Source organism: Pseudomonas sp. BF-R-24 (assembly GCF_019947335.1).
GTDB classification, from domain to species: domain Bacteria; phylum Pseudomonadota; class Gammaproteobacteria; order Pseudomonadales; family Pseudomonadaceae; genus Aquipseudomonas; species Aquipseudomonas jessenii.
The window spans coordinates 265,493-286,004 of the sequence record NZ_JAGYGG010000002.1; the positions used below are offsets into that span (position 1 = coordinate 265,493).

The following is a 20,512-nucleotide window of genomic DNA, read 5'->3' on the forward strand; positions in this document are numbered from 1 at the left end:
GACCACTGTGGCAATGGCTTGTTGGAGCCCAGCGGTCCCTTGGGGTTCCCGGTGGGCGCAGGGCCGACAACTAAAAGCCGTCAATCCCCGCATCACGTAACGTTTCACTCAAGCCCAGTACCTGCGGATCGCGGAAAAAAGCGCTCAGTTGCGCCGCGCGCCCTGGCCCGATATCGGCCTCGGCCCGCCATTGTTCGATGTCTCGCTGCGCAAGTACCAGCCATGAATCGCCGAGATGCGCCTGACCTGTCGGCGGCAATCCCAAGGCTTTCAGCCAGTGCGCGAACGGGCGTTGCCGGGCTCGGTTGAAGCTGTCGGCAAGACGAGCCGCGCTGCGCTCGCCGAAACCGTCAATGGTAGCAAGCTCTTGGGCATCGAGGGTCAACCAATCCAACAGGCCGTTCAGCCGACCTGTTGCAAGAAGTTTTTCCCAGGTGCCCGGACCCACATTGGGCAGCGCCAGGCCTTGTTTGCTGCTGAGCCAGGTCATGCGCGCGAGAAACTGGCTCTCACAGCCCGGAGTCGGTTGCCAGCAACTCAATGAATGAAAGTCCTCTGCTCGCGGCGCGTTCAATTCGGCGCGTTCGCTGCTGCGCAATACAACCCTATCGAGCCTGGGAATGGTCAGCCCGGCCAGGCTGATGGCGACCTGGTCACCCGGGCGGATGTCCAGCGTCTGCCAGCGTTGCAACGAACCGACGCTGACGTGCTTGATCTGCCGGTCATCGAGCTTTACCGGGGTCAGTTCAAGAACCGGAGTGATCCGCCCGGTCCGGCCGATTTTGAAGTGAACCTGGCGGACTTTGGCCAGTGCCTGGGCGAAGGGGTATTTCCAGGCGATGGCCCAGTAGGGTGACCTGGCCTGCCAGCGTTCGGCGGCTGGGCGCTGATTCTGGCGCAGGACGATGCCGTCGCTGGCAAAGGGCAAGGGGGAACGATACCAGTGCTCGCGCCAGCGTTCGGCATCAATGACGGAGGCGATGGGCTGGCTGTATGCCGTGGTACTCGGGAAGCCCAGCGCAGTCAGCGCCGCGGCACGCTCGGGTACGCTCGCCGGTCCTTGGGGCCAGTCCCAGACAAACAGGTCGATGCCGGCGGCCTGTTCGGCGCTCAAGACCTTGCGTGCCATCAGACCGGCCACCGAGCCACGAGCATTGAGGCTACCGGCCCGGGCCTGCACGTGATCGGTCAGGCGCCAATACAGTTCGCCTTGCACGATCAAGTCCCGGGCCTGCGATAGCCGTTGCGGGATGGCCGGAATCTGCCGTGCAGGAACCGTCCAGTCCTGACCGCTTTTGCCGTCGCCACGGCTGATTGCCTGGGCCAACAGGCCGCTGCGGTAAACCAGGGTCACCGCCACGCCATCGATTTTAGGCTGGACCCAGACGTCCACCCGGTCACGCAGCCATTTTTCCACGGCGGGCTGATCGTGCAGTTTGTCCAGGCCCGTGTGGGCGATGGGGTGGGGCAGCGTGCCGCGCGCAGTGCGCAAGGGGTCTGCGGGCGGGCTCAGGTTAAAGCAGTGGCGCCATTGGGTGAGTCGCGCGCGGGACTGGTCGTAGAGTTCATCGGCGACCAGTGAGCGTCCCTGGCGGTGATAGCTGTCGTCCCAGAGGTCGATTTGTTGTTGCAGTTTGCCGACTTCGTTCCGGGCGCGTTCTGGTGGCCAGTCCGGGCACTCGGCGGCGCTGGCGGTCAGGTAGCCAAGGGTCAGTAGAGCGGCGAAAAACAGGCGCAGGTCGGGAAGCATCTTGAGCGTCCTTGCTCGGTGAGGTGCGTGAAGGCTAGGTCAGTATCAGTTGGCGCAGCGAGGGGGTGTTTTGCCGGGTATTTCTACCGGCTTTGCTGGCCTCTTCGCGAGCAAGCCCGCTCCCACAGTAAGCGGTGATGTTCACAAATCAACTGACCCACTCATAACCCTGTGGGAGCGGGCTTGCTCGCGAATGCCTCGATACGGTGTAAAGCGAATGCCAATAAAAAAGCCCCGCAGGGCGCGAACCGTGCGGGGCTTCGGGTGTTGCGGGGGAACCTTACAGGCCGGCAGCAGAACGCAGGGCGTCGGCGCGGTCGGTTTTTTCCCAAGTGAACGTGGTGAAGGTGTCGTCACCAACGGTCTTGGTCGCCGGGGTGCGACCGAAGTGGCCGTACGCAGCGGTTTCCTGATACATCGGGTGCAGCAGGTCGAGCATGGTGGTGATCGCGTATGGACGCAGGTCGAACACTTCGCGGACCAGTTTGACGATCTTGTCATCGCTGATCTTGCCGGTGCCGAAGGTGTTCAGCGAGATCGAAGTCGGCTGGGCAACACCGATGGCGTAGGACACCTGAATCTCGCAACGCTCGGCCAGGCCGGCGGCAACGATGTTCTTGGCCACGTAACGACCGGCGTAGGCCGCCGAACGGTCAACCTTCGAAGGATCTTTACCGGAGAACGCGCCACCGCCGTGACGGGCCATGCCGCCGTAGCTGTCGACGATGATCTTGCGACCGGTCAGACCGCAGTCACCCACTGGGCCGCCGATGATGAACTGGCCGGTCGGGTTGATGTGGAACTGGGTGTCCTTGCTCAGCAGTTCGGCAGGCAGCACGTGCTTGACGATCAGCTCCATCACGCCTTCGCGCAGGTCGTTGTACGACACTTCCGGGTTGTGCTGGGTCGACAGAACGACGGCATCGATACCGACAACCTTGCCGTTTTCGTAACGGCAGGTCACTTGCGACTTGGCGTCCGGGCGCAGCCAAGGCAGCAGGCCGGATTTACGGGCTTCGGCCTGGCGCTGTACCAGCTGGTGCGAGAAGGTGATCGGTGCAGGCATCAGCACGTCGGTTTCATTGCTGGCGTAGCCGAACATCAGGCCCTGGTCACCGGCGCCCTGATCTTCAGGCTTGGCACGGTCGACACCCTGGTTGATGTCAGGGGACTGCTTGCCGATGATGTTCATCACGCCGCAGGTTGCGCCGTCGAAGCCGACGTCGGAGCTGGTGTAGCCGATGTTGGTGATCACGTCACGAACGATCTGCTCCAGGTCAACCCAGGCGGAAGTGGTGACTTCGCCGGCGATGATCGCCACGCCCGTTTTCACCAGAGTCTCGCACGCCACACGGGCGAACTTGTCTTCAGCAATGATGGCGTCCAGCACCGCATCAGAAATCTGGTCGGCGATTTTGTCCGGATGCCCTTCAGACACGGACTCGGAGGTGAAAAGGGAGTATTCGCTCATCTCGATGTTTTCCTGAAATTACCGATGGTGAGTGTCGCCAGCCGGTCGCTGAAAATGGCGGACCTGGATCTGGAAACCATTACGTAAGCCTACATAGAGGCTTTCCCCGGGAACGAGTCCCGCAGCGGTGGCCCAACGGGCCAGATCGTCCTGTTCAAACCCCAGCCAGAGATCACCGCAGGCCTCCTTGGCCCAACTCTGGTTGTGGCTACATAACTCTGTCACTAACAGGCTACCGCCTGGTTGCAGCAAATGGGCCATGTGCTTGAGCGCATCGGCCGGTGCGGCAAAATGGTGCAGCACCATGTTCAGTACCACGCAATCGGCCTTGAGGCTGACGCCGTTCAAAGCATCGGCCAGTTGCAGGCTAACGTTAGTCAGCTTGTCGCGTTCGCAGACCTGGCGCGCCAGTTCGAGCATTGCGCTGCTGTTATCCAGCGCCGTGACTTGCGCGAAGCGGCGCGCCAGGTCCGGCAGGAATGCGCCATCGCCGGGGCCGACTTCAATGGCCGTGGCGTCTTTGTCGAAGCTCAGCTTGTCGAGCAGGGCCACCACGCTTTCGCGGTATTGCGGCAGGCCGGCGATCAAGTCTTGCTGGGCGCGAAACTTCTCCGCAACCCTTGAGAAAAAATCCTGGCTGGCCGCCGCACGTTGCCCATGGACCTGGGTGATGCGCGACTGTACGTCGGTCGGCAGCGTCAGGTTGTCCACTTCTTCGAGCAATGCTGCGTGCAGTTTGCCGCCCAGCAATTCGGTGTGGGGCAGCGCGCGACGGTAGAAAATCGCGTTGCCTTCGCGGCGCGTTGCCACCAGGTCGGCCTGTGCCAGTACCTTGAGGTGGTGGCTCATGCCTGACTGGCCGATGCCGAAGATCTGCGCCAGTTCCAGTACGCCGAACGAGTCATTGGCCAGTGCGCGCAAGACATTCAACCGCAGGGGATCGCCGCCAGCCTTGCACAAGGCCGCCAGCTCATCGCAATCGTCATGTTGAATGGAGGGCACGCGTAAATTCATAAGGCCGGCAGTCTAGTCACGGGTCGAAGGTATCGCAAGAGCAATATCAAAAAGTTTTGATATTGCTCGATAGATGGCACTTCTCGACGTTAGCTTTTGTCAACAATCGGACCGCGGAAAGGTTTCACCAGGCGAATACGTCGTTATCCATTGGAAAAACGCCTTCAGATGACTATCTGTCATTGCCCCGAGGCGGCCCGGTGAGGGAAAATGCTCGCCTTTTTTCCGTTTCGTTTTAATCAAGCCCCCAGGAGAACAGCGATGCCTAGCCGTCGTGAGCGTGCCAACGCCATTCGTGCCCTCAGCATGGATGCCGTGCAAAAAGCCAACAGCGGCCATCCCGGTGCCCCTATGGGTATGGCAGATATCGCCGAAGTACTTTGGCGCGACTACCTCAAGCACAACCCGAGCAATCCATCGTTTGCCGACCGTGACCGCTTCGTGCTGTCCAACGGCCACGGCTCGATGCTGATCTACTCGCTGCTGCACCTGACCGGCTACGACCTGTCGATCGATGACCTCAAGCAGTTCCGTCAACTGCACAGCCGCACCCCGGGCCACCCGGAACTCGGCTACACCCCGGGCGTAGAAACCACCACCGGTCCACTGGGCCAGGGCCTGGCCAACGCCGTGGGTTTTGCCCTGGCTGAAAAAGTCATGGCTGCGCAGTTCAACCGTCCTGGCCACAACATCGTCGATCACCACACCTATGTGTTCCTGGGTGATGGCTGCATGATGGAAGGCATTTCCCACGAAGTCGCTTCCCTGGCCGGTACCCTGGGCCTGGGCAAGCTGATCGCCTTCTACGATGACAACGGCATCTCCATCGATGGCGAAGTCGAAGGCTGGTTCACCGACGACACCCCGAAGCGTTTTGAGTCCTACAACTGGCAAGTGATTCGCAATGTCGACGGTCACGACCCGGAAGAGATCAAGACGGCGATCGACACTGCACGTAAAAGCGAGCAGCCAACCCTGATCTGCTGCAAGACCACCATCGGTTTCGGTTCTCCGAACAAGCAAGGCAAGGAAGATTGCCATGGCGCCCCGCTGGGTGACGCGGAAATCGCCCTGACCCGTGCGGCGCTGAAATGGAATCACGGCCCGTTCGAAATCCCGGCCGATATCTATGCCGAGTGGGACGCCAAGGAAGCCGGTCGCGCTGTTGAAGCCGAGTGGGACCAGCGTTTCTCTGCTTACTCCGCCGCGTTCCCGACTGAAGCCAACGAACTGGTGCGTCGTCTGAGCGGTGACCTGCCAGCTGACTTCAGCGAAAAAGCCTCGGCCTATATCGCCGAAGTGGCGGCCAAGGGCGAAACCATCGCCAGCCGTAAAGCCAGCCAGAACGCGCTGAATGCGTTCGGCCCGTTGCTGCCTGAGTTCCTCGGCGGTTCGGCTGACCTGGCCGGTTCCAACCTGACCCTGTGGAAAGGTTGCAAAGGTGTTACCGCCGAAGATGCCAGCGGCAACTACATGTACTACGGCGTGCGCGAGTTCGGCATGACCGCGATCATGAACGGCGTTGCCCTGCACGGCGGCCTGGTGCCTTACGGCGCGACCTTCCTGATGTTCATGGAATACGCGCGTAACGCGGTGCGCATGTCGGCCCTGATGAAGCAGCGGGTGATCCACGTCTACACCCACGACTCCATCGGTCTGGGCGAAGACGGCCCGACTCACCAGCCAATCGAGCAACTGGCCAGCCTGCGCTGCACGCCGAACCTCGATACCTGGCGCCCAGCCGACGCCGTTGAATCGGCGGTGAGCTGGAAGTGCGCATTGGAGCGCAAGGACGGTCCTTCGGCCCTGATCTTCTCGCGTCAGAACCTGCAGCACCAAACCCGCAATGCGATCCAGATCGAAGAGATCGCGCGTGGCGGTTACGTGTTGAAGGACTGCGCAGGCGAGCCTGAGCTGATCCTGATCGCCACCGGCTCGGAAGTCGGCCTGGCCGTTCAGGCCTTCGACAAACTGACCGAGCAGGGCCGCAAGGTGCGTGTGGTTTCCATGCCGTGCACCAGCGTGTTCGATGCCCAGGACGCCGGCTACAAGCAATCGGTCCTGCCGTTGCAGGTCAGCGCCCGTATCGCCATCGAAGCTTCCCACGCGGACTACTGGTACAAGTACGTGGGCCTGGAAGGCCGCGTGATCGGCATGACCACCTACGGCGAGTCGGCGCCTGCGCCGGCCTTGTTCGAAGAGTTCGGCTTCACCCTGGAAAACATCCTGGGTCAGGCTGAAGAGCTGCTGGAAGACTAAGCACAACGCGGTGGTTTCTGACCACCGCGAACCCCTGTAGGAGCGAGCTCGCTCGCGATGGTCGTTAACGATAACGCTGGATGCCTGAATGCCCGCGTTGTCTGGGCCACCATCGCGAGCAAGCTCGCTCCTACAAGGGTTGTGTTGTTAACGAGAATTCGTTTGCCTGCGTCTATCGAGAACCCCATGCCTCAACCGCGTCCCTACAAAGTTGCACTCAACGGCTACGGCCGGATTGGTCGTTGCGTCTTGCGTGCGTTGTTCGAGCGAGGCGAAAAGGCCGGGTTCGAGATTGTCGCGATCAACGATCTGGCGGACATGGCCAGTATCGAATACCTGACACGCTTTGACTCCACCCATGGCCGGTTCCCCGGCGAAGTGAAGGTCGAGGGCGATTGTCTGCATATTAATGGCGACTGCGTGAAGGTCCTGCGCAGTGCCACCCCCGAAGGCATCGATTGGGCGTCCCTGGGCGTCGATCTGGTGCTGGAGTGCTCCGGCGCTTATCACACTCGCGAAGACGGCCAGCGTTTCCTCGACGCCGGCGCCCCGCGTGTGTTGTTTTCCCAGCCGATGGCCAGCGAGACGGACGTTGACGCGACCATCGTCTACGGCGTGAACCAGGACTGCCTGACCGGCGACGAATTGCTGGTGTCCAACGCGTCCTGCACCACCAACTGCGGCGTGCCGCTGTTGCGCCTGCTGAATCAGGCCATTGGCCTGGACTACGTGTCGATCACCACCATTCACTCGGCGATGAACGATCAGCCGGTCATCGATGCCTATCACCACGAAGACCTGCGTCGTACCCGTTCGGCGTTCCAGTCGGTGATTCCGGTGTCCACCGGTCTGGCGCGAGGTATCGAACGCCTGCTGCCGGAACTTGCCGGACGAATTCAGGCCAAAGCCGTGCGGGTGCCGACGGTCAACGTGTCCTGTCTCGATATCACGATGCAGACCGCCACCGCGACCGACGCCACCGAGGTAAACCGGATCCTGCGCGAAGCCGCCACCAGCGGCCCGCTCAAAGGCCTGCTGGCCTACACCGAGCTACCCCACGCAAGCTGTGATTTCAACCATGACCCACATTCGGCGATCGTCGATGCCAGTCAGACCCGCGTTTCCGGCCCTCGGCTGGTGAACATCCTGGCCTGGTTCGACAATGAATGGGGTTTTGCCAACCGAATGCTGGACGTTGCAGAACACTATCTGCAAACAGCAACTTCAAAAAAACCGTAGGAAGTGCGACCCATGACCGTGTTGAAGATGTCCGACCTCGATCTGCAAGGTAAGCGCGTATTGATCCGCGAAGACCTCAACGTTCCAGTCAAGGACGGTGTTGTCACCAGCGATGCGCGTATCCTGGCCTCGCTGCCGACCATCAAGCTGGCCTTGGAAAAAGGCGCGGCCGTGATGGTCTGCTCGCACCTTGGCCGTCCGACCGAAGGCGAGTTCTCGGCCGAGAACAGCCTCAAGCCAGTCGCCGACTACCTGAGCCGTGCTCTGGGTCGTGAAGTGCCGCTGGTGGCCGATTACCTGGGCGGTGTTGACGTGAAAGCGGGCGACATCGTGCTGTTCGAAAACGTGCGCTTCAACAAAGGCGAGAAAAAGAACGCTGACGAACTGGCCCAGCAATACGCCGCCCTGTGCGACGTGTTCGTGATGGACGCCTTCGGCACCGCTCACCGTGCCGAGGGTTCGACCCACGGCGTGGCCAAGTTCGCCAAAGTCGCCGCTGCCGGCCCGCTGCTGGCCGCTGAACTGGACGCACTGGGCAAAGCCCTGGGTGCCCCGGCCCAGCCGATGGCGGCTATTGTTGCCGGCTCCAAGGTGTCGACCAAACTCGACGTGCTGAACAGCCTGAGCCAGATCTGCAACCAGTTGATCGTCGGTGGCGGCATCGCCAACACCTTCCTGGCCGCTGCCGGTCACCCGGTCGGTAAATCCCTGTACGAGCCGGACCTGCTGGACACCGCTCGCGCCATCGCCGCCAAGGTCAGCGTACCGCTGCCAGTGGACGTAGTGGTTGCCAAGGAATTCGCGGAAAGCGCCGCTGCGACCGTCAAGCTGATCGCTGACGTCGCTGCCGACGACATGATCCTGGACATCGGTCCGCAGACCGCGGCGAATTTCGCCGAGCTGCTGAAGTCGTCCAAGACTATCCTGTGGAACGGTCCGGTCGGCGTGTTCGAATTCGATCAGTTCGGCAATGGCACCAAGGTGCTGGCCCAGGCCATCGCGGACAGCGCGGCGTTCTCCATTGCCGGCGGTGGCGACACCCTGGCGGCCATCGACAAGTATGGCGTGGCAGAGCAGATCTCCTACATTTCTACCGGTGGCGGTGCGTTCCTCGAATTCGTCGAAGGCAAGGTCCTGCCAGCCGTGGAAGTCCTGGAAAGCCGGGCCAAGGCCTGAGGGTCGCCCGTTTGACCAGGCAAGGGAGTGTTGACATGGTCAAGACGTTAGCGCTGTTGATCGTCGCGGGTTCACTGGCGGCTTGCGGGAGCAGCCCGAAAGCCACGCCGGAACCCGAGGCGCCTGCGTCGCGCAACGGCTGTTATCAGGCCGACTGGCAGGCGGAAACCAACCCGGTGCTCAACAAGCGCTCCGGGCCCGAGGGCCTGGACAAATACGAGACCCGGGCACCCGCCAAGGAACATGGCTGCCCTTGACGGGTCTGACTCTTTACTCAGGGCTGATGGCATGCGCCGTCGGTCGAGGGACATGGATGAAAGGTTTTATCGCCGTTACGGCGCTGGCGCTGTTGGCTGGTTGTGCTCAGTTGAACCCGTTCCAGTCGTCCGCGCCTGTGGATAACTGGACCACCTGGACCTGCGACAGCCAGGCCAAAGTGCTGTGGCGTTACACCGACGAAAGCCTTAGGGAAGTCGACGTGCGCCTGGGCGGTGCCGATCAGGTCTACCGCTTGAAACAGGAGCCGGGTGCATCGGGTTCGCTGTACAGCAATGACATGCTGGCGTTTCACATAAAAGGTGAGGAAGGCCTGGTTTACTGGGTCGCCACCAATGATTTGATTGGCCGCGGTTGTAAGGCTGAATAATACGATTGATTTGGTATACAGAGATCCATTTGTGGGAGCGAGCTTGCTCGCGATAGCGGTATCACAGTCACATCAATGCTGAATGTGCCGCCCCCATCGCGAGCAAGCTCGCTCCCACAGGGTTTTTGTGTCGTATTTAAGATTTTGGTAACACCTGAATTCGCAGCCCGGGCTCAACCCCTGATCTGCAATAACTTGAATAGCCGCCGCCGCTACGGCAGGCTGGCACGATTAACGACCCTCAACCGGGAGAGATATACACAATGGCACTTATCAGCATGCGCCAGATGCTGGACCACGCAGCCGAGTTCGGCTACGGCGTTCCAGCCTTCAACGTCAACAACCTTGAGCAGATGCGCGCCATCATGGAAGCCGCTGACAAGACTGACTCCCCGGTGATCGTCCAGGCTTCGGCCGGTGCTCGCAAATACGCCGGCGCACCGTTCCTGCGTCACCTGATCCTGGCAGCCATCGAAGAATTCCCGCACATCCCGGTGTGCATGCACCAGGACCACGGCACCAGCCCTGACGTGTGCCAGCGCTCCATCCAGCTGGGCTTCAGCTCGGTGATGATGGACGGCTCCCTGGGTGAAGACGGCAAGACCCCGACCGACTACGACTACAACGTGCGTGTGACCCAACAAACCGTAGCCATGGCTCACGCCTGCGGCGTTTCGGTAGAAGGCGAGCTGGGCTGCCTGGGTTCGCTGGAAACCGGCATGGCCGGTGAAGAAGACGGCATCGGCGCCGAAGGCGTCCTGGATCACAGCCAGATGCTGACCGACCCGGAAGAAGCCGCTGACTTCGTAAAACGCACTCAGGTGGATGCTCTGGCCATCGCCATCGGCACCAGCCACGGCGCCTACAAGTTCACCAAGCCGCCTACCGGCGACGTGCTGGCCATCGACCGTATCAAAGAAATCCACAAGCGCATTCCGAACACTCACCTGGTGATGCACGGTTCGTCTTCGGTTCCGCAAGAGTGGCTGGCGATCATCAACCAGTACGGCGGCGACATCAAGGAAACCTACGGCGTACCGGTTGAAGAAATCGTCGAAGGCATCAAGCACGGCGTGCGCAAGGTCAACATCGACACCGACCTGCGCCTGGCGTCCACTGGCGCAATGCGTCGCCTGATGGCCACCAACCCGAGCGAGTTCGACCCACGTAAATTCTTCGGCGCCACCGTCACCGCCATGCGCGACGTGTGTATCGCTCGCTACGAAGCCTTCGGTACTGCCGGCAACGCTTCGAAGATCAAGGCGATCTCGCTGGAAGGCATGTATCAGCGTTACCTGAAAGGTGAGTTGAACGCCAAGGTCAACTAAGCCTGAGCGTTAAACTGCCTTCATGAAAAACCCGCCGAGAGGCGGGTTTTTTGTGGGCGATGATCCAGGATCGACGCGGTCAGTGTGGGAGCGGGCTTGCTCGCGAAAGCGGTGTGTCATTCAACATTAATGTCGTCTGACACTACGCCTTCGCGAGCAAGCCCGCTCCCACCAGATCAACAGTGCCTCGATATCAATTGTTGTGATCGATATCCAGCTTGCTGAAGGTCACTTTGCCGCCTTCAGTGGTGTACCCGGTGTTGTCCTGTACATAGACCCCGGCCTTGAAATACAGCGGTTTGTCACGCCAGGTTGTGCTGATTTGCGTATCCCATTGATAACCTGCCGCGCTGATGCCCAAGGCGCCACCGGGGCTGAGGTGAATGAGGTAGTTGAACTCCTGGTCGAGTTTCACCCCCGTCGCAACGATGATCACCCGGCCTGTATCGTCATCGGGATGCATCCGGACCTTGGCGACGATATTGCCGGTGCCTGTGCTGGTTTTGTATTGGTATTCAACCTTCACCAGAGGTTTCTGGCTTTGATAGGCATGGATCTGGCCGATGACGATTTTCCCGGAACTCGGCACCTGGTTCACTGCCAGAGTGGCATACAACAAATTGTCGGCTTCCGGGTAATACCAGTTTTTCAACGTACCGTTGCTGTAGGTTTCACGCAATTCGGTACGTGGGTAAATTGCGTTTTCGGTACGGGAGCCGGTCACGGGCGTCCAGAAAAACAGTGTGCCTGTGTCTGAATGGAAGTATTGATCCTTGAAACCGTCCACCAGTTTGGCGGTTTCGACGGTGTACGGCGGGCTGCCAACGGGGACGCTGAGGTTCCAGGTTGCAAGATCGATCATGTCGGTTCTTCCACTTGATTCATGCTGCACGCACGTGCCAGAAGCTCTAGCCCGCACCTTCGGGGGCGGCCTTTATAAGCGTAGCGGGAGATTTTGTTAATGCCCGTCTGACGGGTGGCTGACGTCAACATCCTGTCGAAGCGACATCTTTCCCGGTTTCCATCGCCTGAACCATCGACCGTTAGTCGGTAAAAAGACACTATGATTAAATGATGGCTTACTGACACCTTCTGCTTTTGCAGAACCGGGTCTAGAGTGAAGGCGCAGTATTTGTCCGGTTTTCACGAGAAACCGGCCTGACACCCCGCAATTAGAGAAGCAGCATGGAATGCGCGCAACCCACGCCAGTAGAAGGCAGCTCAACCCTTTTAGTCGTCGACGATTACCCCGAAAACCTGATCAGCATGCGCGCGTTGTTACAGCGCCAGGGCTGGCGGGTCATTACTGCCACCTCGGGTTTCGAGGCCCTCGGCTTGTTACTTGAACACGATATCGACCTGGTGCTGCTGGACGTGCAGATGCCGGACATGGACGGTTATGAAGTGGCGCGCCTGATGCGCGGTAGCCAGCGGACCCGTCTGACGCCGATCATTTTCCTGACCGCCAACGAACAGTCCCAGGATGCCGTGATCAAGGGCTATGCCAGTGGTGCGGTGGATTATCTGTTCAAGCCGTTCGACCCACAGGTCTTTACGCCCAAGGTCCAGGCGTTGCTCGAGCACCAGCGTAACCGCCGGGCCTTGCAGCGCCTGAGTCATGATCTGGAAGCGGCTCGTGCCTTTAATGCGTCGGTGCTGGAAAACGCAGCCGAAGGCATTCTGGTGTTGGGTGAGGACGGTCTGATTCGTTTTGCCAATCCGGCGATGTCACGGTTGCTCAATGCCACGGTGCAGGAACTGCAAGGCAAGGAGTTTCTGGACTACCTGCAAAAACCGCATATCCCGATCTGGGCCGATTCCGAGTTGCTGGCCGGATACAAACGCGGCGAAACCCTGCGCCTGCACGATGCCCTGCTACGTACGGCGCCCGGGCAGCAAGTGCCGGTGGCCTTGTCCTGCGCGCCATTGCCCGCCGAGCAACATGCGATGGTCGTGACCGTGCTGGACATGTCGGTGGTGCGCCATCTGCATCAGCAACTGGAGTTTCAGGCGGTCACCGATCCGCTGAGCGGATTGCTCAACCGCCGGGGTTTCTACCAGACCGTAGAGAACCTGCTGTTGCGCGGTGAGCGTTCCGACCGCTCCTGGGTTTTGATGTATCTGGACCTCGACGGCTTCAAGCGAGTCAATGATTCGCTCGGGCACGATGCCGGCGATCGGGTGCTGCGCTGGGTCTCCGAACAGTTGAAGGCTTGCCTGCGGCCCTTCGACACTCTGGCGCGAATGGGCGGCGACGAGTTCACCGCGCTGCTGGATCTGGAGTTCCCCGAGCAGGCGGCGAAGATTGCCGAGAAGCTCATCGAGCGAGTGTCGATCTGTCAGCAGATCGACGGTCTCGATATCGCTCTGGGTGCCAGCATCGGCATTGCCACGTTCCCTGATTGTGGCGCCAATCTCGACGGGATGATGCGGGCGGCCGACATTGCCATGTACGAGGCCAAGCGTGCCGGCCGCCAGCAATATCGCTTCTACGATCATGAAATGAACGGCCGGGCGCGCACGCGGCTGATGCTGGAAGAAAGTGTGCGCACGGCCATCGAGAACCGGGATTTCAATCTGGTGTATCAGCCTCAGGTTGCAATTGCCGACGGGCGGATTCGTGGCTTCGAGGCCTTGTTGCGCTGGCAGCATCCGAGCGTTGGCGATGTCCCCCCGGGGCTGTTTTTGCCATTGCTGGAGGAGGCGCGGCTGATCAGTCGCCTGGGCAGCTGGATTTACCATCGCGGCGCCGGGCAACGCAAAGCCTGGGAGTCCCTGTTTGCCGAGGACCTGGTGCTCGGCGTCAGCTTGAGCAGTACGCAGTTCGGCATGCCCAACCTGGTCACCGAGTTGCGCCAGGTGCTGGAGCGCCATGGCCTGCAACCGCGTCACCTGGAAGTCGAGGTCACGGAAGAGGCCTTGATGCGCAACCCTGAAGAAACCCGCAAGCAATTGCGCCTGCTGCACAACCTGGGCGTACGCGTGGCATTGGATGACTTCGGGGTCGGACCCTGCTCCCTGACGCACTTGCGCGACCTGGCGCTGGATACTCTGAAGATCGACCGCCATTTGATCGCCCGGTTGCCGGATTCGGCAAGGGATGCGGCGCTGGTACGCAGTGTGATCGACCTGTGCAAGCAGTTCGGAATATTGGTGATTGCCGAAGGGGTGGAAACCGTCGCTCAGTATGAATGGCTGCAAGCCAACAGCTGTGAATATGTGCAAGGTTTTCTGGTGGCCCGGCCGATGATGGCCGAAGACGCCGGGGTCTTTGTCCAGCCGTTCGACTGGAGCGCGCTGCCCCGCTGAATTCGCTACACTGGCGACCTTTTAGTGACCTGTATTGCCGCCCCGATGACCGTGTTGAAATATCTCCAGGCCTATCCCGCCACCTTGCAGGATCAGGTGCGCCAGCTGATCGCCGACGGTCGGCTGGGCGATTACCTGAACCAGCGTTACCCGCAAAAGCACGGGGTGCAGAGCGACAAGGCGCTGTACACCTATGCTCTGGACCTCAAGCAGGAGTACTTGCGTAACGCTCCGGCCATCGACAAGGTGCTGTTCGACAACCGTCTGGACCTGACCCACCGTGCCCTTGGCCTGCACACCACGATTTCACGGGTGCAGGGTGGCAAGCTCAAGGCCAAGAAGGAAATCCGCATCGCTTCGCTGTTCAAGGAAGCGCCTTGCGAGTTCCTGAAAATGATCGTGGTGCATGAGCTGGCGCACTTCAAGGAATCGGACCACAACAAGGCATTCTACAAACTGTGCGAACACATGCTGCCGGGTTATCACCAGGTGGAATTTGATGTGCGGGTGTACCTGACGTGGCGGGATCTGTAGGAGCTGCCGCAGGCTGCGACCTTTTAAGGAGCATTGGATGGACGTGAGCAAGACCAAGAGCAGCTTCTATCGCCGGTTGTACGTGGCGTACCTGATCGACAGCGGGCTGGCCAGCAGCGTCCCGGCGCTGACCGAAGTCACCGGCATGCCCAGGCGCACGGCACAGGACACCATCTCGGCGTTGGCGGATCTGGATATTGTGTGTGAATTCGAGCAGGAAGAGGGCGCGCGCAACCATGCGGGGCGCTATCGGATTCGCGAGTGGGGTGCGATTGATCGCGGGTGGATCGAACGCAATCTGCGGCAGATCAAGGCGGTGTTGGAGTATCCCTGAAATCTTTCAGTGATTTAACCGACGCCATCGCGAGCAAGCTCGCTCCCACATTAGATCAGCAGTGAACACAGGTTTCGTGTGCGATAGATATCAAATGTGGGAGCGGGCTTGCTCGCGAAGAGGTCCTTAAGGGCGGCGCATCCCAATGTGTGGAATGCCATCCTCGACATATTCCTCACCCGCCACGACAAACCCGTACCGCCCGTAATACCCCTGCAAATGCGCCTGGGCCGAGAGGTAGACCGGCAGACCGGGCCAGTATTTTTCGATCTGCTTCAATGCCTGATCCATCAGCTCATGCCCCAAGCCCGCACCGCGTGCCTGGGGTGCAATGATCACCCGCCCGATCACCACGTCGCCGCCCTGTGATTGCGGGTCAAGCAGGCGCAGGTAGGCCACCAGCCGGTTACCGTCCCAGGCCATCACGTGGAGGGTGTCACCTTCCAGATCCTGGCCATCGATATCCTGGTAAACGCATTTCTGTTCAACGACGAATACTTCTGCACGCAGCTGCAAAATGGCGTACAGCTGCTCCTTGCCCAGGTCGCTGTGGTGTTTGCAGATCCAGTCGACTGTCATGTTTTGATTCCCTGAAAACGTCGTTCCGATACTAAGCGCACTCACGCCAGAAGTCTTTATGGCGGAAGAATCTGTGACAAAGGCCAAAATGCCATCATTCATTTTTCGCGCGGATGTCTTCTTTGTGTAATCTGGACCGAAGCGCTGTGCTATGGCTTCGATGAGCGAATGTTGAGTACCCGGGCCTTGCCGGTACAGGGGCCTTGGGGTTTTGGCTGAAAACACGTCGGGCAAGCCGCCCGCTAAGGATTTTCTGGCATGCCGCGATTGCATCGAGCTTTGGCCTTGATTGGATTGCTGTTGCTGGTTCAGGGAGCGGCGGCAGAAAAACTGCGGCTGGTCGCTGATGCCTGGCCCCCCTTTACCGATTCCACGCTCGTCAACGGTGGTCTGGCGACGGATATTGTCAGTACCGCGCTCGCCAGGGCTGGCTACGCCAGTGATTTCGAACAGGTGCCCTGGGCACGGGCCTTGATGGGATTGGGCGAGGGTCGATACGACGTGCTGGTCAACGCGTGGTACTCGGAGGAGCGGACCAGGCTTGGCCAGTTCTCCGGCGAGTACCTGCTCAATCGCGTGCGCTTTCTCAAGCGCAAGGACGCGCCCATTGAATTCAACAACCTGCAGCAATTGCACACCTATCCGATTGCCGTGGTGCGTGGATACGCCTATTCGCCCCCGTTCGACAACGACGAGTCGTTGCAGAAAATCCCTGTGCACAGTTTCGCCATGGCGGTGCGCATGCTCGCGGCGGACCGGGTCAAGCTGACGCTGGAAGATGAATTCGTCGCCCGCTACTACCTGGCCCGTGAGTCACCCAAGGTGCGGAACGCCGTGGAGTTCCTGCCCAAGCCATTGAGCGAGAACAGCCTGCATATCATCGTCAGCCTGAAGAATCCCGAGCATGCACGGATCGTCGCCGGTTTCGACCGCGAGATAGCGGCGATGAAGGCGGACGGGAGTTATGACAAGTTGATGAAACGGCATGGGATGTGAGTGGGTTGAGCCAGTTTCTGTGTTGTTGCTGATGGCCTCATCGCGAGCAAGCTCGCTCCCACAGTAGATCTTCAGTCGACACAAGTTTTGTGAACACCAGAGCCCCCTGTGGGAGCGAGCTTGCTCGCGATGAGGCCTGCCCAGACACCACAGATCTCAATCCTCACTGGTGTCCTTGATCAGATGCGCCGCCAACGTCCTCAGCGGCCCCAACTGCCGGCAGATCAGCGCCAGTTGCGTCTGCACCAACCGCTGCCCCTCATCGATTTCATCAGGCATCTGTTCCAGTTCATTGGCCAGTGCTTCTTCTTCATCGCTCTGAATCTCAATCGAAGACTTGCTCGCCAGCCCTTGGGCGATCTCGTCGATGCTGGCGGCCAGTTTCACTCCAGCCCCTTCGATCAAATGTTCACGCACGTCCGTCGGCAGTTGGGTTTCCCGGTGCGCGCCCAGTCCCGACAGGTAACTGAGTAGCGTGTGTGACAGCACCAGGAAGCGGAAGCCCACATCCGCCTCCTTACGGAAATGTCCCGGCTCCATCAGCATGTTGGCCAGTGTGGTCGACAGCGCCGCGTCGGCGTTGTGCGCATTGCGGCGGGCCAGGCGGTAGGCCAAGTCGTCGCTTTTGCCCGCAGCGTATTGCTGCATGATCTGGCGCAGGTAAATGCTGTTACAGGCCAGGGTGTTGGCCAGCACTTTGTTCAGGCGTCGGCCCTGCCAGTCCGGCAGGAACAGGAACACCGCCAGCCCGGCGATCAGGCTGCCGAGCAAGGTATCGAACAAGCGTGGCAGGAACAGTCCATAACCGTCACCTACCTGGTTGAAGCAGAACAGCACCATCAGGGTGATTGCCGCCGTCGCCAGGGTGTAGCGGGTGGTGCGGTTGGTAAAGAACACCACACCGGCGGCGATGGCGAAGCATGACTGAATCAGCGGGTTCGGGAACAGGTCGAACAGCGCCCAGGCCAGTGTCAGGCCAATGGCGGTGCCGATGATCCGTTGACCGAGTTTGCGGCGAGTGGCGCCGTAGTTCGGTTGGCAGACGAACAGCGTAGTGAGGATGATCCAGTAGCCTTGGGACGGGTGAATCAAATGCACCATGGCGTAGCCGATGCTCAAGGCCAGGGGCAATCGCAGGGCATGGCGGAACAGCAGCGAGGTCGGCGTCAGCTGCGTGCGCAAGCGAAGCCACACGTCCTTGAAGCTGCGCGGCGAACGGTCGAGCAGGCTGCTGTCGGTGGCGTCGGCCAGGGCGTCGGGGTTACTGGCATCGCTGAGCAGGCGGTCGAGGGTGCCGAGGTTGGCCGCCAGTGCCCGCAGTGAACGCAGCAAGCCGCGCCAGGCCGGGTTGCTCTGGATGCGCAGGTGTTCGAGAGAGGCATCCAGGTCGCTCAGGGCCTCGGCGAAACTGGCGTCATAGGTGAACGGCTGGCGCATCTGGATCGATTCGGCCAGTGCCCGGCAGGCCTTGCCTTGCTGGCGCAACAGGCGTTGGCAGCGGAACAGCACGTCGCTGTGGAAGAAGGCGTCGGCCAGGGCGTTGTACGGGTAGTGCGACGAACTGGCACGCTCGTGGATGTCCTGGGCGAGGAAGTACAGTTTGAGGTAGCGGCTGACTTTCGACCCCGGGCGCCCGTTGCCGACCCGGTGCAGGATGATCTCCTTTGCGGCGTTCAGTGCGGCCACCACCCGGCCGTTCTGTTGGGCCAACTCCAGACGCCGCGCCTCCACGTCCATCTGCCGGATCGGCTCGAACAGCGAGGATTTGAGCTTCAGGTAAAAGCCCAGCTCGCGGAACAGCCGCGCCAGGCTCTGCTGCACCGGCTGATTGGAAAACAGCGCCTGCCACAACACCGACAGCAAGCCGTACCAGGCAGCACCGGCCACCAGCAGCATCGGCTCGTGCCAGACGTCGGTGACCGCACCGCCACGCTGGTCCACGCCGATCATGGTGTAGACCGAAAGGATCAACGTCGCCGAGGCAATCGCGCCATAGCGCTCGCCGAGGGCGCCGAGCATGGTCAGGCAGAATGCGGCCAGGGCGAAGGCGATGATAAACAGCGGGGGGTAGGGGAAGAGCAGTTCGACGGAGAGGGCGGCGACCGCAAAACACACCAGCGTCACCGCCAGTGCGTTGAGACGGCCCTGCCAGCTGTCGTCGGTCTCGGCCAGGGCACTGGCGATGATTCCCAGGAACAACGGGATCAGAAGGCCCATTTCATCCTGATACCAACACAGCGCCATGGTGCCGGTCAGGGCAATGAATACCCGCACGCTGTAGCTGAACTTATCCAGCGCCCAAAGGCGACGCAGAGACTGGCGGAACGAAGTCGATGACATGAAATGCGAAGGCCTTCCGAGGCAATGACGCTAAATTGAGCCACTAATGACGCCGACGCAATGGCGTCGATCACATCAGACAGCAAAATCTGTTCCTTTACCGAACAACATAAAACAAATGTGGGAGCGGGCTTGCTCGCGAAGAGGTCAGTACATTCAACATAGATGTTGACTGTCAGTCCGCTTTCGCGAGCAAGCCCGCTCCCACATTTTGATTTGTGTGCGATCAGACGTACTGCGCAGCCGCGTAACCCGATGCCCACGCCCACTGGAAGTTGAACCCGCCCAGATGCCCGGTCACGTCGAGCACTTCGCCGATGAAGTACAGCCCCGGGCTCTTCAGCGATTCCATGGTCTTGGACGACACTTCATTGGTGTTGACGCCGCCCAGGGTCACCTCGGCGGTGCGATAGCCTTCGGTGCCCGCCGGCACGACTTTCCAGCTCGCCAGTTTTTCCGCGATATCGGCCAGTTCCGCGTGGGTGTACTGCTTCATCGGTTTGGAGACGAACCAGTTGTCCGCCAGCAGGTTGGCCATCTTCTTGGTGAAGATTTCACCGAGCAGGGTTTTCAGCTCGCTGTTGGGACGTTCGGCCTGTTGCTGTTGCAGCCAGCTCGGTACGTCGTGATCCGGCAGAAGGTTGATCTCGACGGTATCGCCGGATTCCCAGAACGACGAGATCTGCAAAATCGCCGGGCCGCTGAGGCCGCGGTGGGTGAACAGGATGTTCTCGCGGAAGCTCTGGTCGTTGCAGCTCACCAGGCAATCCACCGACGTACCGGACAATTCGGTGCACAAGGCTTTGAGCTGATCGGTGATGGTGAACGGCACCAGGCCGGCGCGGGTCGGCAGCAGTTCGTGGCCGAACTGCTTGGCCACTTGATAGCCGAAACCGGTGGCGCCCAGGGTCGGGATCGACAGGCCGCCGGTGGCGATCACCAGGGATTCGCAGGTGATTTGGTCAAGCGTCGTGTCCAGCAAGTAGCCCTTCTCAAGCCTCTCGATGGTCTGGATCGAGGTGTCCAGGTGCAGGCTGACGCCGACCTGATCGCACTCGTTGAGCAGCATTTCGAGAATGTCACTGGATTTGTTATCGCAGAACAACTGGCCGAGTTTTTTCTCGTGGTACGGCACGCCGTGCTTGGCCACCATGCCGATGAAATCCCACTGGGTATAACGGGCCAGGGCGGATTTGCAGAAGTGCGCGTTCTGCGAGAGGAAATTGCTCGGTTCAGTGTACATGTTGGTGAAATTGCAGCGGCCACCGCCCGACATCAGGATTTTCTTGCCGGCCTTGTTGGCATGGTCGAGCAGCAACACCTTGCGCCCGCGCCCGGCGGCGGTCAGTGCACACATCAACCCTGCGGCGCCAGCGCCAATGATCACGACTTCGGTAGAGCGCAAAACGGTGTCCTCTTGATGTATCACCACAAAACCAATGTGGGAGCGGGCTTGCTCGCGAAAGCGGTGTATCAGTCACCTGATAGATCGACTGACAGATTGCATTCGCGAGCAAGCCCGCTCCCACAGGGGATC

17 protein-coding genes are annotated in these 20,512 nt (G+C 60.3%); 10 read left to right on the forward strand and 7 right to left on the reverse strand.

The annotated features are described in order from the left end of the window. Window positions 1-70 precede the first annotated feature (70 nt). The 3 genes from ligB to KGA98_RS02825 all read right to left on the reverse strand — a co-directional run bounded on the left by ligB (window position 71) and on the right by KGA98_RS02825 (window position 4,235). Window positions 71-1,750, reverse strand: coding sequence for an NAD-dependent DNA ligase LigB (gene ligB / locus KGA98_RS02815; RefSeq protein WP_223500920.1), 1,680 nt, complete (start codon window positions 1,748-1,750; stop codon window positions 71-73). A 280-nt stretch (window positions 1,751-2,030) separates the two neighbouring features. Then, window positions 2,031-3,221, reverse strand: coding sequence for a methionine adenosyltransferase (metK, locus tag KGA98_RS02820; RefSeq protein WP_008050251.1), 1,191 nt, complete (start codon window positions 3,219-3,221; stop codon window positions 2,031-2,033). 18 nt (window positions 3,222-3,239) lie between these two features. After that, complete coding sequence (locus KGA98_RS02825; protein ID WP_057712962.1) at window positions 3,240-4,235, reverse strand: ArsR/SmtB family transcription factor; 996 nt, start codon at window positions 4,233-4,235, stop codon at window positions 3,240-3,242. A gap of 261 nt (window positions 4,236-4,496) precedes the next feature. On the opposite strand from KGA98_RS02825, the gene tkt reads away from it, so the two are divergent. From tkt to fba, 6 genes are all read left to right on the forward strand, one after another. Beyond that, entirely contained in the window at window positions 4,497-6,494 is a 1,998-nt protein-coding gene (gene tkt / locus KGA98_RS02830; protein ID WP_057712963.1) for a transketolase, read from the forward strand. A 186-nt stretch (window positions 6,495-6,680) separates the two neighbouring features. Further along, on the forward strand, window positions 6,681-7,733 hold the full coding sequence (gene epd / locus KGA98_RS02835) for an erythrose-4-phosphate dehydrogenase (protein WP_057716543.1): 1,053 nt from the start codon (window positions 6,681-6,683) through the stop codon (window positions 7,731-7,733). 12 nt (window positions 7,734-7,745) lie between these two features. Then, window positions 7,746-8,909 (forward strand): phosphoglycerate kinase, encoded by a 1,164-nt coding sequence (locus KGA98_RS02840; RefSeq protein ID WP_057712964.1) that lies wholly within the window; start codon window positions 7,746-7,748, stop codon window positions 8,907-8,909. Window positions 8,910-8,944: 35 nt separating this feature from the next. Then, on the forward strand, window positions 8,945-9,166 hold the full coding sequence (locus KGA98_RS02845; RefSeq protein ID WP_150813772.1) for a hypothetical protein: 222 nt from the start codon (window positions 8,945-8,947) through the stop codon (window positions 9,164-9,166). A 56-nt stretch (window positions 9,167-9,222) separates the two neighbouring features. Then, window positions 9,223-9,555, forward strand: coding sequence for an MliC family protein (locus KGA98_RS02850; protein WP_223500922.1), 333 nt, complete (start codon window positions 9,223-9,225; stop codon window positions 9,553-9,555). A 263-nt stretch (window positions 9,556-9,818) separates the two neighbouring features. Then, window positions 9,819-10,883, forward strand: coding sequence for a class II fructose-bisphosphate aldolase (fba, locus tag KGA98_RS02855; RefSeq protein ID WP_007981624.1), 1,065 nt, complete (start codon window positions 9,819-9,821; stop codon window positions 10,881-10,883). A 193-nt stretch (window positions 10,884-11,076) separates the two neighbouring features. Here fba and KGA98_RS02860 read toward each other — a convergent pair whose 3' ends face one another. Beyond that, on the reverse strand, window positions 11,077-11,745 hold the full coding sequence (locus tag KGA98_RS02860) for a polysaccharide lyase family 7 protein (protein ID WP_223500924.1): 669 nt from the start codon (window positions 11,743-11,745) through the stop codon (window positions 11,077-11,079). 323 nt (window positions 11,746-12,068) lie between these two features. Here KGA98_RS02860 and KGA98_RS02865 point away from each other — a divergent pair, with 323 nt between their 5' ends. The 3 genes from KGA98_RS02865 to KGA98_RS02875 are packed head-to-tail and all read left to right on the forward strand — an operon-like array spanning window position 12,069 to window position 15,060. Further along, window positions 12,069-14,192, forward strand: a complete 2,124-nt coding sequence (locus KGA98_RS02865; RefSeq protein WP_223500933.1) for a putative bifunctional diguanylate cyclase/phosphodiesterase — start codon at window positions 12,069-12,071, stop codon at window positions 14,190-14,192. A 45-nt stretch (window positions 14,193-14,237) separates the two neighbouring features. Beyond that, window positions 14,238-14,726, forward strand: a complete 489-nt coding sequence (locus tag KGA98_RS02870; protein WP_057712969.1) for a YgjP-like metallopeptidase domain-containing protein — start codon at window positions 14,238-14,240, stop codon at window positions 14,724-14,726. A 37-nt stretch (window positions 14,727-14,763) separates the two neighbouring features. Then, complete coding sequence (locus KGA98_RS02875; RefSeq protein ID WP_223500935.1) at window positions 14,764-15,060, forward strand: helix-turn-helix domain-containing protein; 297 nt, start codon at window positions 14,764-14,766, stop codon at window positions 15,058-15,060. Window positions 15,061-15,186: 126 nt separating this feature from the next. On the opposite strand, the gene KGA98_RS02880 is transcribed toward KGA98_RS02875, so the two are convergent. Beyond that, entirely contained in the window at window positions 15,187-15,639 is a 453-nt protein-coding gene (locus KGA98_RS02880; protein WP_223500943.1) for a GNAT family N-acetyltransferase, read from the reverse strand. Between the two features lie 258 nt (window positions 15,640-15,897). Here KGA98_RS02880 and KGA98_RS02885 point away from each other — a divergent pair, with 258 nt between their 5' ends. Beyond that, entirely contained in the window at window positions 15,898-16,635 is a 738-nt protein-coding gene (locus tag KGA98_RS02885) for a substrate-binding periplasmic protein (protein ID WP_223500947.1), read from the forward strand. A 156-nt stretch (window positions 16,636-16,791) separates the two neighbouring features. On the opposite strand, the gene yccS is transcribed toward KGA98_RS02885, so the two are convergent. Continuing rightward, entirely contained in the window at window positions 16,792-18,975 is a 2,184-nt protein-coding gene (gene yccS, locus KGA98_RS02890) for a YccS family putative transporter (protein ID WP_223500961.1), read from the reverse strand. A 226-nt stretch (window positions 18,976-19,201) separates the two neighbouring features. After that, window positions 19,202-20,380, reverse strand: coding sequence for an NAD(P)/FAD-dependent oxidoreductase (locus tag KGA98_RS02895; RefSeq protein ID WP_223500963.1), 1,179 nt, complete (start codon window positions 20,378-20,380; stop codon window positions 19,202-19,204). Window positions 20,381-20,512 lie beyond the last annotated feature (132 nt).